The 15,075-nt window shown below is 34.1% G+C and carries 14 protein-coding genes; 4 read left to right on the top strand and 10 right to left on the bottom strand.

What is annotated here, in order from left to right:
• The first annotated feature begins 86 nt into the window (after window positions 1–86).
• The 4 genes from ACXAFS_RS13315 (at window position 87) to ACXAFS_RS13300 (ending at window position 3,615) form a co-directional block, all read left to right on the top strand.
• The gene (locus tag ACXAFS_RS13315) at window positions 87–644 is read left to right on the top strand and encodes an RNA polymerase sigma factor (RefSeq protein ID WP_475307675.1); all 558 of its coding nucleotides are present in this window, start codon (window positions 87–89) and stop codon (window positions 642–644) included.
• Window positions 628–1,188: a hypothetical protein gene (locus tag ACXAFS_RS13310; RefSeq protein WP_475307545.1), complete on the top strand. Its 561-nt coding sequence runs from the start codon at window positions 628–630 to the stop codon at window positions 1,186–1,188. Before ACXAFS_RS13315 ends, ACXAFS_RS13310 begins: the two co-directional genes overlap by 17 nt.
• Before the next feature lie 50 nt (window positions 1,189–1,238).
• Entirely contained in the window at window positions 1,239–2,834 is a 1,596-nt protein-coding gene (locus tag ACXAFS_RS13305) for a hypothetical protein (protein ID WP_475307543.1), read from the top strand.
• 94 nt (window positions 2,835–2,928) lie between these two features.
• Window positions 2,929–3,615 carry a peptidoglycan DD-metalloendopeptidase family protein gene (locus ACXAFS_RS13300; RefSeq protein ID WP_475307542.1) on the top strand — a complete coding sequence of 229 codons (687 nt, stop codon included), beginning with the start codon at window positions 2,929–2,931 and terminating at the stop codon, window positions 3,613–3,615.
• On the opposite strand, the gene ACXAFS_RS13295 is transcribed toward ACXAFS_RS13300, so the two are convergent.
• The 10 genes from ACXAFS_RS13295 to ACXAFS_RS13250 form a co-directional block, all read right to left on the bottom strand.
• Window positions 3,607–4,125 (bottom strand): nuclear transport factor 2 family protein, encoded by a 519-nt coding sequence (locus ACXAFS_RS13295; RefSeq protein ID WP_475307541.1) that lies wholly within the window; start codon window positions 4,123–4,125, stop codon window positions 3,607–3,609. The genes ACXAFS_RS13300 and ACXAFS_RS13295 overlap by 9 nt on opposite strands.
• Window positions 4,122–4,532, bottom strand: coding sequence for a hypothetical protein (locus ACXAFS_RS13290; RefSeq protein ID WP_475307540.1), 411 nt, complete (start codon window positions 4,530–4,532; stop codon window positions 4,122–4,124). The genes ACXAFS_RS13295 and ACXAFS_RS13290 overlap by 4 nt, the downstream gene beginning before the upstream one ends.
• Before the next feature lie 69 nt (window positions 4,533–4,601).
• Complete coding sequence (locus ACXAFS_RS13285; protein ID WP_475307538.1) at window positions 4,602–5,243, bottom strand: hypothetical protein; 642 nt, start codon at window positions 5,241–5,243, stop codon at window positions 4,602–4,604.
• A 93-nt stretch (window positions 5,244–5,336) separates the two neighbouring features.
• The gene (locus ACXAFS_RS13280; protein WP_475307537.1) at window positions 5,337–7,952 is read right to left on the bottom strand and encodes a T9SS type A sorting domain-containing protein; all 2,616 of its coding nucleotides are present in this window, start codon (window positions 7,950–7,952) and stop codon (window positions 5,337–5,339) included.
• 154 nt (window positions 7,953–8,106) lie between these two features.
• The gene (locus ACXAFS_RS13275) at window positions 8,107–8,646 is read right to left on the bottom strand and encodes a hypothetical protein (protein ID WP_475307536.1); all 540 of its coding nucleotides are present in this window, start codon (window positions 8,644–8,646) and stop codon (window positions 8,107–8,109) included.
• Window positions 8,647–8,723: 77 nt separating this feature from the next.
• The gene (locus ACXAFS_RS13270; protein WP_475307534.1) at window positions 8,724–9,611 is read right to left on the bottom strand and encodes an energy transducer TonB; all 888 of its coding nucleotides are present in this window, start codon (window positions 9,609–9,611) and stop codon (window positions 8,724–8,726) included.
• A 108-nt stretch (window positions 9,612–9,719) separates the two neighbouring features.
• On the bottom strand, window positions 9,720–10,268 hold the full coding sequence (locus tag ACXAFS_RS13265) for a hypothetical protein (RefSeq protein WP_475307532.1): 549 nt from the start codon (window positions 10,266–10,268) through the stop codon (window positions 9,720–9,722).
• Between the two features lie 85 nt (window positions 10,269–10,353).
• Complete coding sequence (gene secA / locus ACXAFS_RS13260) at window positions 10,354–13,713, bottom strand: preprotein translocase subunit SecA (RefSeq protein WP_475307531.1); 3,360 nt, start codon at window positions 13,711–13,713, stop codon at window positions 10,354–10,356.
• A 168-nt stretch (window positions 13,714–13,881) separates the two neighbouring features.
• Window positions 13,882–14,103: a DUF2795 domain-containing protein gene (locus ACXAFS_RS13255; protein WP_008272287.1), complete on the bottom strand. Its 222-nt coding sequence runs from the start codon at window positions 14,101–14,103 to the stop codon at window positions 13,882–13,884.
• A 158-nt stretch (window positions 14,104–14,261) separates the two neighbouring features.
• Window positions 14,262–14,837 carry a cob(I)yrinic acid a,c-diamide adenosyltransferase gene (locus ACXAFS_RS13250; protein ID WP_475307530.1) on the bottom strand — a complete coding sequence of 192 codons (576 nt, stop codon included), beginning with the start codon at window positions 14,835–14,837 and terminating at the stop codon, window positions 14,262–14,264.
• Window positions 14,838–15,075 lie beyond the last annotated feature (238 nt).

Here is a 15,075-nt window from a genome sequence, read left to right as displayed (position 1 = left end):
TTATAAAATCAATTTTTTTTAAATTTTTTGCAACACTTAAAAATTTGTGTCGTCTTTAAAGTGAGATCAACCAAAAACAATTAATCATCAATACGTTTCAGATTCATATTGTTGAAAAATGCAAACAGAATGACAGGCAAGCGCAAATGCAATTGTATAGACAATATTGCGATGGTATGCTTATAGTGGCACTTCGATTTGTAAAAGATACCATGGAAGCTGAAGATATAGTGCAGGAAGCCTTTATAAAAGCATTCTCTAGATTAGATCAATACAGAGCCGAAGTAAGTTTTGGTGCATGGTTAAAGCGCATTGTAGTGAATAGATGTATTGATGTTTTAAAATCTAAAAAACAACGATTAGTAGAGCTGGAAGAGCATCACCTCAATGTGGTTGACTCAAAGGATGAAAAAGGATGGATGGTTGATGATGATATTACTATTGAAGATGTAAAATCAGCAATTGAAGAATTGCCCGAAAAATATAGATATGTCGTCATGCTCTATTTAATTGAAGGTTACGACCACAGCGAAATCTCAGAGATATTAAATATTTCTGAAGTGGCTTCTAGAACACAATTATCCAGAGGAAAACAAAAGTTACAAACCGTATTAAAAACAGAAAGAAATGGCACAAGATCTTAGAAATTTATTTGAGAAAGATAGGTTGACACAGCGCGCAAAAATGTCTCAAGATCATGAAGCACGCTTTTTAGAGAAGCTAGATAAAGAATTGCCAATTGAGAAGAAATCTAGTGGATTTAGTTTTTTAAATATTGCGGCTAGTGTAGTCGTCTTACTTGGTTTAAGTTTTGGTGCGTATCAATTTTTTAGAACATTACCTGTAGAGCCAGTAAAGGTTGTAGATACAGATTTAAAGACACTTGGTGATGTATCACCAGACCTCAAAAAAGTAGAAGATTACTATTTGGCAAGCATCAATTTAGAATTGTCTAAAGTAGAGTTAACACCACAAAACAAAGAGTTGTTTGATGGCTATGTGTTACGACTTCAAGAGTTAAATAATGAATACGATAAACTTCTGGTGGAACTTGATGAAAACGGACCAAACTCTGTAACCTTAGATGCACTTATAGAAAATTTAAAGCTGAGATTAAACCTTGTAATGCGTCTAAAGGATAAGCTAGAAGAGTTTAATGACGATGCCTTTGAAGAAGAAATCGGATAATCAAATCAATAATTCATAAATCAAAAAACGAACAGTTAAATCAAAAAATCATGAACACAATTAGAATTTTAGTGTTGTGCTTGTTAACCACTTTTGGTTATGCACAAAAAAAGTTAAGTAAAATATCACAGTCTATAAAAGTAGATAAAGATGTTGTGGTAGACTTAAACACCAGTTATGCCGAAATTGAAATCGATACATGGAACAGAGATATCGTAGAAATTGAAGCGTATTTAGAAAGTGATAAACTATCTGAGGCAGAATTAGAAAAAGCACTAGAAGCTTGGAATCTTAAAGTTGATGGTTCTAATAATAAGGTTGTGATTTCTTCTCATGGTGGACGAGCATTAGCGTTTGTGGGAGAAGGAGACTATTCTGCATTATTGAAGGACTTAGAGTTTGAGTTGGCAGATTTTCCAGAAATTCCTGAAGTCATTGTACTACCTGAAATTCCAGAGCTAGCTGCTATGCCAAAGATGCCAGAATTACCAGAGATGCCAGAATTTCCTGAACTGCCAGAATTACCAGAAGGTATAAAAACTATCAAGTTTGATTACGATAGATACCAGAAGGATGGGCAAAAATACCTTGAGGAATGGAGCAAGCGTTACGAAAAAGAAGGTGGTAAGGAGCTTCAGAAGCGTATGGAAGAATGGGCAAAAAAGTTTGCAGAGTCTGGATACCAGGAAAAAATGGAAAAATGGGGTGAAGAGTATGGTAAGCGCTTTGAAGGAAAATGGGCTAAAGACATGGAAAAATGGGGTGAAGAATTTGGAGAAAAATATGCCAAAGAGATGGAGAAATGGGGAGAAGAATTTGGCGAAAAGTTTGGCAAGGAATGGGAAGAGAAAATGGAAGCTTGGGGAGAACGCTTTGGCCAACAAATGGAACGACAAGCAGAATTAATAGAACGACAAGCTGAACGCAGTGAGAGAATAGCTGAACGATATGCTGAGCGCTCTAAAGAAATGGCAGAACGAAGAGCTGAAATGGCTGAACGTAGAAAAGATGTACATAAGCGAAGAGAAGCTGCGATGGTAAGACGTTTAGAGTCTGGTAGCAATAGTAAAATTCGTAAGGTGATTAAAATAAAAATCCCTAAAAAAGCGAAACTAAAAACCAATATAAGACATGGTGAGTTAAAGATTTCTTCTGTTATATATAATTTACAAGGAGATATTTCACACACCTTTTTGGTAGCAGACAACATTGATGGAGGAGATACCTCCATCAATGTATCTTATTCGCCAGTAGTTATTAATTCTTGGAATTTAGGTACTTTAAATCTTAATTATGTCGATAAAGCTCAGATTAAAAATGCAAAGAACTTGGTCTTAAATGCTAAGTCTTCAAACATTAATATTGAAACCTTAACCGAAACTGGTATCATTGATGGTAGTTTTGGTGATCTTACCATTTCTAATCTAGAAGAGACGTTTAAAAATCTCAATTTAGTTTTAGAGAATAGTGATGCTTTTATCAACTTACCGCAAAATATAGATTATAGTATGTATTTCAAGGGTAATCGCTCTAAATTCAATAATAAAGCTACGACACAAAAAACTATTAGAAATTATCCTGATGGTCAAAGTTCTGACAGAAGCATCGTCGTTAATGCTAAGTTTAGTAATGTTATTATGAATTAACCCTTTAGATAGAGTATTATTTAAAGGGTATATTCAATTTTCTTCCTGTTTTCCATTAAAATAGATTCTTATTTTTGTGGAAATTTTGTTTTTTATGACCTTATCTTCTTTTGAAGAACTTCTTAATTCGTTTCAAGCACATCCTTTAATTCATCCAGAGGTTTCTAAGAATACCTATGTGTCACTTGATTTATCTATTCATAATAAGGAATTAGATAGTGTTGACGTATCATCTTCTAAAGCTTTAGAAGCATATATCTGGAATCATTTAAAAAGCAATAGTGCTAAAGTGGCCTTTGGTGGTTATTTAGAACAGCGAGGTATTTATAACCGAAGTGATTATTTTAATACAGAAATACCTGAGGAAGAACGAAACATTCATTTAGGTTTAGATCTCTGGGTTGAAGCAGGCACTGAAATTTATGCACCTCTAGATGGGAAAATTCACAGTTTTAAAAACAATACTAATTATGGTGATTATGGACCTACTATAATTTTAGAACATTGTATTGAAAACCAAACGTTTTTCACTTTATATGGTCATTTAAGTTTAGAGTCCATCAGTAATTTAAAAGTTGGAGTAGAAGTGAAGCAAGGAGACTCAATCGCAACTCTTGGCACAGCTGAAGTTAATGGAGATTATGCTCCACATCTACATTTTCAGATTATAAGGGATATTCAAAATTATAAGGGAGATTATCCAGGAGTAAGTAACCAACTCGATTTAGAGTTTTATAAAACGAACTGTCCAGACCCAAATCTACTTTTAAAGTTAGTTTAAGAACTTCTCAAAATCATCAATAGCAAAAGCCTTTTGGTATTGTTCCTCACCAATAGTTCCACCTTCAGAAGAATCATAATCCATAGTTATTTTCCAAGTGCCTTCACTCTTTTTTAAGAGTACATGAAACTGTCCGTAGTAGGCTTGTTCTTTGTCTGTACCTTTATTTCTAACCAATTTATAAATACCTCTTTCGCTAGCATTAGTATCGTTGTTTATACGTTCAAAAAAGCGGAGAGAAATAGTACTTGTTTGTCCTGCTGCTTTATCACGTTCAAAACCAGCTTTGTAATTGTTTATATAAGTGTCGTAATCTAAAATACGTTTTCCGCCAGAAACTCTCACCAAATCTTCAGAATGGATTTCTGCCATTAGCGTATAATCAAGGGTTTTAAAAGCTTTATAGAATTTTTCCCAAGTAGCATTGATGTCTCCTAAATTTGTTTTGGTTTGAGAGAAACCAAAAACAACAGTCAAACAAACAAAAAATACAGTAATGAGTGTTTTCATGATGCCTTATTGATTTGTTTCTCGGCTAAATGCTTACCAATTAAGAAAGCTACTATTACAAGGATACCGTCAGAAGCTGAAAACCAAAGTTCTTTTGGAAGCATAATGATGTTAGAAAAGGTAGCTAATATCATCAACCCACCAATAATATAAGATGGAATCATACTCGTTTTAGAGATTAAGGCTGCAATGTACATGCCAACAATTGGCCCAACAAAATGCGCTATAACAACCATAATTTTAGATCCTGTAGGTATTTTGTCCATATTGGCTTTTAGCCATTCCATATCCATAGCATTTGCACCTTCTGGAAGTGGAAAAAGTGTATGGCCTAAAAGTGTTTCGATAATAAAAACAGTAGCTGAAGCAGCTATAAACCCAGCAATTGTTGCTAATACATTTCTCATGATAGTTTTAGTTTAGTTAGTGGGTTTAAGTTAGTCAAAAAAAACAGAACTGCTTTTAATGCACTAGATCTAATTGTATCTGCGCTGTATATTCTTGGTAGAAAAGACAAACTGAATACCCATTTTAAGTAATAAAAAAGGAAGAATAATTAAGACTGAAGTCCATAGATTGTCTGGTGAAAATGTTTCAGGGAATGGTTTCACAATAAAAAACATAATGATACCTCCCAGTATTATAGAAATATGTAACACCAACATATTAGAAGTAAAGTGACCAATACTTGCTGTCGTTTTGTCTTCGTTGAGATTAATGTAGATATGTTCTAATAATACAAGCAGTAAATTAATATTGAAAAACCAATTCTGAAAGAATAGAATTTTCATATTGGTTAGTGTAATATCAGAGTTGTTCCAGTTGGCAATCAACCCAAAGAAAACAATAATAAATACCAAGTAGATAAACATCATAAACAATGACCCAAACATAAACTTAGATCCTATCCGATTTTCTTTACTGCTTTTGTTATGCTTGTAAAAAAGACTCCTAACTACGATTCTGATGAACTCATTCCACCAAAAAAAGTAGATGATATAAAATACCGTTGTTTGTCCGTAGCCAATAGATAGAGCAGTGAGAATGGTGAAAATTAAAAAATCCCATTCCCTAAGATGTTTTTTAGGCTGTTCTATAATGTTGGCTAGTTTGGACACTTTAATAGAGTTTTAAATTGAATTATAAAACTACTAATGTGCTTGCTATTATAGAATACGTATTTCTGCGTATTTATGCAGTATGCTCCAGAGCTATAGTTTAATAAGTTTTTTGGTCGTTTCTCTATTGTTAGAGCCAATTTTCACAAAATACAGTCCAGAATATAAATGTGAAATATCATAGACATCCCGTGTTGTGTACTTTGTAATTGTTTTGCCAGAAAAATCCATTATATCAATATAATCTATACTCATTGTATTAGAGGTCTTAATTCTAAAATGACTATTAGTTGGATTAGGATATAGTTTGATGGAATTAGATTCATCAAAGTCTTCGAGGCTTAGATTGTTTTCAACTACTGTAGTTTCGTTATTAGTTACAATAGGGAAATTATAATCGAAATAAATCTCAGCTTCATTACTGAAACTATCACCAAGTACTAACGAATTCAATGTTTTTATTTTGAAAAGTACATAGCCATCATTATTAGCATCGTCAAAAGGTAAGTTTATATTCTCGAATATAAATTCAACAGTATTACCATTTGTTATTCTAGTTGTGAAGTTGTGGCTAGCATTTATTGGAACTAATGAATTTATATCGTATTTAGACAAGTCGATATTGTCTTTTACCACTACATTAATGGCATCTGCAGTTCCTGTATTTTCAAACCTAATTAAATAGTGTACATCATCACCAACGTTTTCAGGCAAAATACTATCACCTTCTAAGCAAGTAATATCATTAGGGTCAAATGAGTTAACAGCCTCTTGGTTGAGTGTAAAAATATTATCCTCTGGTGTTTCGTCAGTGTCTAAAGGTAGAATAGAGGCGTTAAATTCTAATATATCTCCACTATTTACTGGGTAATTAGGATCTATTGGCTCGTTTATGTTTAAAGCAAAGTCAATCTCACGACTTTCAAAAGGTAAAAGGTCAGTGAAATTCCAAGATAAAATTCCTTGGTTTTGTGCATTGATATTAGGTGCTGCAGAAACAAAGTCCATATAATCATTATCAAAGCTAAAATCAACACTACCAGAAAGTGTTATATTTCCTTTGTTGCTGTAAATGAGTTTGTAAGGCACGTCAAAACCAGGTCTTGCAGGTTCTATTGGTACAATAATAACGTCTAAATCGTTATGTACGCCATTTGCCGAAATGCAAAAATCCTGTACTACTGGCGAACCATCATCAGGAAAATTTAAATTTATTACTGAAGGACTAACAGTCCAAAAATCTGAATTAACCAATAGGCTACTCAGTGTATGGCTACCTTCTGGTAATGTATAAGAATAAGTGTTAGAGGTATTGCCATAAAAGATATCGGAATTTGTATTATCTGTAACTGTAAATTGAACATCAAATAGTGGTCCATTCGAAGCTTCACAACCACTGCCTAAATCCATCAAAATATCACCAGTTACTTCATAATAATCACCACCCAAAACAAACGTACAGTAAGGATGTATAACAGCAGGATAGTCCGAGTTGTTATAACCATTTTCAACGACACTAAGCTCACCACTATCAACACATATAAACTGAATGTTACTGTCGTAACCATTACTAAAATACTGAAGATTATTACCGTTTTTCAGATTGAGTTCAGTAAGGTTAGAGCTATAAACTGTGACACGCTCAGATATTGTGGTAGATAAATCTAAAGGTACATTTGTTGTTAAATTGCTAAGCTGAAAAAACCGTAGTCCTTCAATATTATCAAAAATGATATTATCGGAGGTAATACTGTTTAATTGAAAAGAGGCATCTAATGAACTATCGATATAAGCAAAATTACTGTTTGTAAGACTAAAGGATTCATCAATGAAATAAGCCTCAATTTCGCCAATATTAACCGTGTTATTTGCAATTGATACCGAATTAGCTCCGCGTATAGTCACGTCAACCAATGCTTGATTATTAAATACTAAATCAAGGTTTGAAGGATCGCTAGAAGAATTATCTTGTTGAAAATCTAATGTTTCCAAAACGCCAGAAGCATCACTACCAGTTAGCGATGTTAAATTATCCGTATATCTAAAAATAAATTCCTCTAAAATTGTATTATTAGATATATCTAAAGTAGAACCTGTAAAATCTGCTATTGTAAGATATTTTAAATTTGGCATACCAGATAAGTTAAGCGAATTGTACTCGCCAGCAAGTATCCTTAATTCCTCAAGATTATTGTGCGTTCCAAAAACTAGATTGTCTGTTAATTGGTAACTCTGAACTCTTACATATTCTAGGTTGGGTAAATTTGTTAAGTCAAAAAGTGGGTCACTAAAACTAGTGTTTTGTAAACGAAATTCGGTTAGGTTTGGGTTGTTAAACACATAAGTTTCTATATCTGTAGAAGATAATCTTACCGATTCTAGAGTTGGCCAAACACTTAAATCTAAATAAGTAATGTCTATAGTTGTAACTTCGAGATGGAGTAGGTTGGTAAAATTTTCAAAACCTCCAATATCATCTATATTATGGGCTAGAGTAGTAAAACTAAAATATAGGACTTGTTCAGCTTCCGTTAACTGAATTTCACCATCATTATTAAAATCAGCTGTCGAATCTACAGAGCCGTCACCATCAGTATCTACACAATTTCTTGAAGTTAGATAAAAGAGTAAATCAGGATCATTAAACTGAATATTTTGAGTATAACCAAACGATGTGATTAATAAGAAAATGAAAGTAATTTTGCGCATATTTAGGTTTAATAGCTTCTAATTCAACAATTAGAATGTTACTCTCAAATCTAATGATAATAAATCTATTTTTTGTTTGAAACTATTTTATTTGCCGAAAAACAAGAAATCCTGATGCTAGACATCAGGATTTATCATTTAATTGTTTGGATTATTAATTAGGCATAAAGTAATTACCATCGTAGCTACCAGAAATTACTTGTCCATCGTTTCTGGTAAAAGTGAACGTAAAAGCAATGTTGAATTCCGTAAAATTAGTTACAGTGACTGAGCCAGACTGCGCATAAACATCTGATTGCGGATCATCATCAGAAAGTAAAACAGTACCAGGTGTAAATTCACTATTTACAATATTTCCGTTAATTGAGATGTCATAGTCTTCTATCTGACTGTATGTGGTATTCTGAATAGTAGTATCTTCAAAATCAAAGTACACGTAACTAATATCGCTTAAATCATTATTACCAGTAATCTCAGTACTGGTTTTGTTAAAAAGACTAATACTGATCTCACTTGGGTCATTATTTGCAGTATTTTCATCAACAATGATTGCTGAAACTAAATTATATGTCGTGCCATTAAAAGTAAACTCATTATTTGTTTCATCTGGAACTGAATTCGTATCGTCCGAAGAACACGATACTAATGCAATAAATAGCACTAACGCAAGTGTGCGTAATAGATTTGGGTTCATAATAAATTAATTATAAGTAGGTTATAGTGTAAATATAGGATAAAAATTTAATACACTCAATGTCTCATACTCAGCTATTAGTTAGCAATAAAAAATGTAAACGGTAGTTTGTATGAAACATTTACAGGTTTATCATCTTTAGTTGCGGGAGTTAGAGTAGGTAGTAAACCAACAACCTCAATAGCATGTTTGTTTAAAATTTCAGGTCCACCTGTAGCTTCAATATTTATAGCCTTACCTTCAGAGTCAATGATAAAAGTTATCATTATTTTAATTTTTCCAGTTTCATTTACATCAAGAGCCAAATCTGTATTAAATTTCCTCATCAAATGACGGTTTATGAATTTATTGGTACAGTTCCGCTTCTTTTCACTATCCCAGTTTTCTTTACATTCTGGTGCCAAAGGCGGATTTTCAGCATCCTGAAATTCTATAACATTAGTTTCATCAATATCTTTTGTAACAATTTCAGACTTAGAATAATCTACAGGTTCTACTGTAGGAATATCTTCCTTAGATTCTATCCATTCAGCTTCAGAAGGCTTGTCGTCACTTAGCTTTTTCATTTCTAAAGACATCATTGGTAAAGCAAAGAAGACTTTATCATCTTGTTCTTGATACCTAATGTTCATTAAATTAAAACCATTGCTTTTACTGCCAATTTTAATGAGTCCATTTTCTATAATCCAGTTGGTTTTATCTAGCATAAAAAGTTCCTTAATTCGCTCATCAGCCTCACTACCAAAGGTAATTCTAAAGACTTGGTTGCCTTTAAAATTAAATTTAGAGCCTAAAAAAGCATCTTCCATAAACTTAATAGCATCTTTTTGAGGAATCTCATCTGCATTTGCAATAATTACCTTAACAGCTTCCCATTCGCCCATTAGTTCAGTATCTTCAATGGTTTGGGCTTGAGTACTTATAACAGGAAATAAAATACAGATAAAAAATAATTTAAGCTTCATATACTTTGTATTGATTGGTTAAATGTAGCCATAAAAATTGAATGTCAGTTCGAGTGAATTTTAGGATTGAAATGAATAAAATTAGTATCGAGAACGTTTACAAATACATTACTTACATTCAGCCTGAGTGATTTTATTTTTCCATTGTATCCAATATTCTTGTAAACCTTCTTTCGTGGTTTTTAGGTCACTAATATTGAGTTGATGTCCTTTCATCAATGCTCCTTTTAGTTGTTCTTTTCTTTTGGAGAGGGCAGGAGAGTGGTTCCAACCACCAACATGATCAAAAGAGGTGTAAGCATCGCATTTTTGGGCAACCCTTACAAACGGAATTTTTAAATAATAAGTTACTGTGCCAGAACCCATACCTTCCGTAGTCATTTCAATTTTTGAAAAGTCCACTTTACTATACTTGCCAGCTTTGTATAATGCTTTTAGATGGTCACCTACTTTGGCAGACATGGTATTAGAGAATTGGTGTGCTACATCACTGCCATTTATAAATTCTTTGCCTTGGTAAGTACCTTGGCAGTTGTTGTCTATACAAACAATATTGTTGTTTTGAGTTAGGTTTGTGGCTAGCTCTTTTTTTGGGTTAGAGCATGAAAGACCTATGAATATTGCTCCAAGTATGATTATGATTTTGATTAACTTCATGTAATAAAATTAAAAAATCCTGATGGTTTACATCAGGATTTTAGATCCTGAAATAAATTCAGGATGACAATATTTGTTCAAGGTTTTAGTCATTAACCAAAACCCATTCTCCCTTATCAATTAAAGGAATAGCTTGTTTGTATTTTACTTGCTTGCTTTCGCCGCTCATCACATGCTTAATAGTTACTTTGTCGTTACGACCAATTTTTGGTTGCTCTCTAACAATAGTTTCTACCACTTGTTGCTGTTGGCGAGATGCTCCTTGTCCTGCAGCTCTACTTTGTGCAGCACGCTCGTCCATATTAGGGATTTCCTCTTTCTGTGTTTCAAGTTTTTCTTGCTTACGTTTCTTTGCTTCTTGAATCGTATTGGCAGTTTCCTGAGGAATTTCACCTTTAAATAAGAACGAAATCACATCTTTATTCACCTGATCTATCATCGCTTTAAATAACTCAAAAGCTTCAAACTTATAAATCAATAATGGATCTTTTTGCTCGTGTACCGCTAACTGTACAGACTGCTTTAACTCATCCATTTTACGTAAATGTGTTTTCCAAGCATCATCTACAATAGCAAGTGTTATGTTCTTTTCAAAATCGTTGATTAACTGCTTACCTTTTGTTTCGTATGCTTTTTCTAAGTCTGTTACAACTTGTAAATTCTTAACACCATCTGTAAATGGTACTACGATACGCTTAAATCTGTCGCGTTGTGTGTTGTACACATTTTCAATTACAGGATACGCTAAGTCTGCCGCACGTTGCATTTTTTCACGATAGTGCTTAAAGGCTTCTTTGTAGATAACTCCAGCTATTTCCTGCTCACCCATTTTAGCAAATTCTGCTTCAGTAATTGGCGATGCCATTGAGAAGTAACGGATTAATTCAAACTCAAAGTTTTTGAAATCGTTAGCAGCTTTGTTGCTCATAGCAATACCTTCAGACGTATCAAAAATCATATTGGCTAAATCCACACGAAGACGCTCACCATGTAAGGCATGACGACGACGTTTGTAAACTACTTCACGCTGAGCGTTCATAACATCATCATACTCTAACAAACGCTTACGAACACCAAAGTTATTTTCTTCAACTTTTTTCTGAGCACGCTCAATAGACTTAGAAATCATAGAATGCTGAATTACTTCACCTTCTTTAAGTCCCATTCTATCCATCATCTTAGCGATACGCTCAGAACCGAATAGACGCATTAAGTTATCTTCTAGAGACACATAGAATTGTGAACTTCCTGGATCTCCTTGACGACCAGCTCTACCACGTAACTGTCTGTCTACACGACGCGAATCGTGACGCTCTGTACCAACAATGGCTAAACCACCAGCTTCTTTAACTTCGTCACTCAACTTAATATCTGTACCACGACCAGCCATGTTGGTAGCAATAGTTACTTGGCCAGCATTACCAGCTAGTGCTACAATGTCTGCCTCACGTTTGTGCTGCTTCGCGTTAAGTACGTTATGTGGAATCTTACGAATGCTCAGCATTTTACCTAAAAGCTCAGAAATTTCTACGTTGGTTGTACCAATTAGTACTGGTCTTCCTGCGTTAGATAATTCTACAACTTCATCGATTACAGCATTGTATTTTTCGCGCTTCGTTTTATAAACTAAATCCTCTCTATCGTCTCTAGCAATTGGTCTGTTGGTAGGGATTTCAACTACATCTAATTTGTAGATTTCCCAGAACTCACCAGCTTCAGTAACTGCAGTACCTGTCATACCAGACAGTTTGCGGTACATTCTAAAGTAATTTTGAAGTGTAACGGTTGCAAACGTTTGTGTAGCAGCTTCAATCTTTACATTTTCCTTAGCTTCAATCGCTTGGTGCAATCCGTCTGAGTAGCGACGACCATCCATAATACGACCAGTCTGCTCATCTACAATCATTACCTTGTTGTCCATTACTACGTATTGTACGTCTTTCTCAAAAAGCGCGTAAGCTTTAAGTAATTGGTTTAGGGTATGGATACGTTCAGATTTAATTCCGAAGTCTCTAAATAATTCTTCTTTAAGAACTGCTTCTTCTTCAGATGAAAGTCCTTTATTTTCAATCTTTGCGATTTCGGTTCCCATTTCTGGCATCACGAAGAAATTAGGATCGTCCTTACCAGAAAGGTAGTCAACACCTTTATCGGTTAATTCAACCTGATTGTTTTTTTCATCGATAACATAATAAAGTTCTGCATCAACTTTTGGCATCTCTCTATTGTTATCTTGCATGTAGAAATTTTCAGTTTTTTGAAGTAATTGTTTTACACCTTCTTCACTTAAAAACTTAATTAAGGCTTTATTCTTAGGAATACCTCTGTAAACACGCAATAACTGGAAACCACCTTCTTTGGTATCTCCTGATGCAATTAGTTTTTTAGCTTCGGCTAATACACCTACTAAATACTTACGTTGTACATCTACAATCTGACTTACTTTTGGCTTAAGAACATCAAATTCGTGTTCGTCTCCTTTTGGGATTGGACCAGAAATAATTAATGGTGTACGTGCATCGTCAATCAATACCGAATCCACCTCATCCACAATTGCGAAGTGGTGCGGACGTTGTACTAAATCTTCTGGCGAATGTGCCATGTTATCACGTAAGTAGTCGAAACCAAATTCGTTATTAGTACCATAAGTAATATCTGCATTGTAAGCTTTACGACGTGCGTCTGAGTTTGGTGTGTGGTGATCTATACAATCTACACTAAGTCCATGGAACTCAAATATTGGAGCCATCCAAGCGCTATCACGTTTTGCCAGGTAATCGTTTACCGTTACAAGATGTACACCTTTACCAGCTAAAGCATTTAGATATACAGGAAGCGTTGCCACTAAGGTTTTACCTTCACCAGTTTGCATCTCTGCAATTTTTCCTTGGTGCATTGCAATACCACCAATCAACTGTACATCGTAGTGGATCATATCCCAAGTAATTGGCTTGCCTGCTGCATCCCAAGAGTTAGCCCAAATAGCTTGGTCACCATCTAGAGTAACGTAGTCTTTTGCACCAGATACTTCTCTGTCAAAAGCATTAGCAGTTACAGGAATTTCAGTATTGTGAACGAAACGCTTAGCAGTTTCTTTAACTACAGCAAAGGCTTCTGGTAAAATATCGTTGAGTACACCTTCAGTGACTTCATAGATTTCGTCTTCTATTTTATCAGCTTCTTGGTAGATGTCTTCGCGCTCGTCAATATCTTCTGTTTCTTCAGCTTTAGCTAAAAGCTCGTTCTGTCTTTCTAAAAGTGGTTTGCGTGCTTCAGCAATTTTTTGTTTGAACTCCGCAGTTTTAGCTCTTAATTCATCATGTGATAAGGCTTCAAGTGCTTGTTCAAAGGTTTTTATTTTGTCTACGATTGGTCTAATGGCACTAACGTCTTGTTTAGATTTATCACCTACAAATACCTTTAGTACTTTATCTAATATGCCCATTTTATATGTTTTGTTTCAGATTGATTGGTGTACAATCTGTGTATTAATTTTAGTAAAATTTATTGGCTAAAAAGCCATTGAGGTCTTCTCGTTTAAGAGAATCCGAAAATAAAAAAAGTCTCTCAGTTAAGATAACGCAAGAGACTTTTTTTGTGATTTTATTATATGTTAATATTCATCCTCATTCCAGAGGTAATCTTCATCTGTTGGATAGTCTGGCCAAATTTCTTCAATAGAGTCATAAGAATCTCCTTCATCTTCTATCGCCTGTAAATTCTCTACAACTTCTAAAGGTGCTCCAGTTCTAATAGCGTAATCTATGAGCTCATCTTTTGTTGCTGGCCAAGGTGCATCACTTAAATACGATGCTAATTCTAATGTCCAATACATTTGCGTGTGTTTTTAATTTTTTGCAAAAATAATTTTTTAGCTGAATAATTCAAGAAAAAATTAAATTAATTCATCATTAATAAAAAGAACGTGTAATCTTCAACTTCATTAAACCTAAATATTGCATTATCAAGGTTTAATAACTGAATGAAATAAGATTACGATTCTTTTTGAGGAATCCACTTAATTTCTTCAGCTTGCAAATCATGTGACAACTTCCGTGCCAACACAAAAAGGTAGTCAGAAAGGCGGTTAATGTACATTAGTGTTTCTGGTTGAAAAGGCTCTAAATCATTAAGGTGCGAGGCGATACGTTCAGCTCTACGGCACACTGTACGAGCTATGTGACAGAATGACACGGTTTGGTGACCACCAGGTAATACAAAATGCGTCATTGGTGGTAAACTTGCTTCCATAGTATCCATTTCATTTTCTAAACGCTCAATATCTTCATTGGATATTTTTGGAATTTTTAAGCGTTGCTCACCATTTTTTAAAGTGGCTTTTTCGGGATCGGTTGCTAAAATGGCACCAACAGTAAATAAGCGATCCTGAATATGCATTAAAGTGTTTTTGTACAACTGATCAATCTCTTGATCTCTTATGAGGCCTATGTGTGAGTTAAGCTCGTCAATAGTACCGTAACTTTCTATGCGAATATGATGTTTAGGAACACGCGTGCCACCAAATAGAGCAGTAGTGCCTTTGTCTCCTGTTTTTGTGTATACTTTCATAAAAACAAAGTTACGAGTTAAAAGTTGTAAAGTAAAAAGTTGGTTAAATTGTTTACTGTCGAGCTTTTTTAGTTGAAGTGTGTAACTGTTTAATCGTGTAAAAATGATACAACTTATTTGTACGTGAGTTTTAACTGTTTAGCTTCACTAATCACTAATCACTAATCACTAATCACTAATCACTAATCACTAATCACTAATCACTAATCACTAATCACTAATCACTAATCACTAATCA

This window comes from Winogradskyella sp. ABM4_392, from assembly GCF_056160445.1.
Note: the sequence above shows the minus strand (reverse complement) of the source record. Positions and strands in the feature narration are given on the sequence as shown.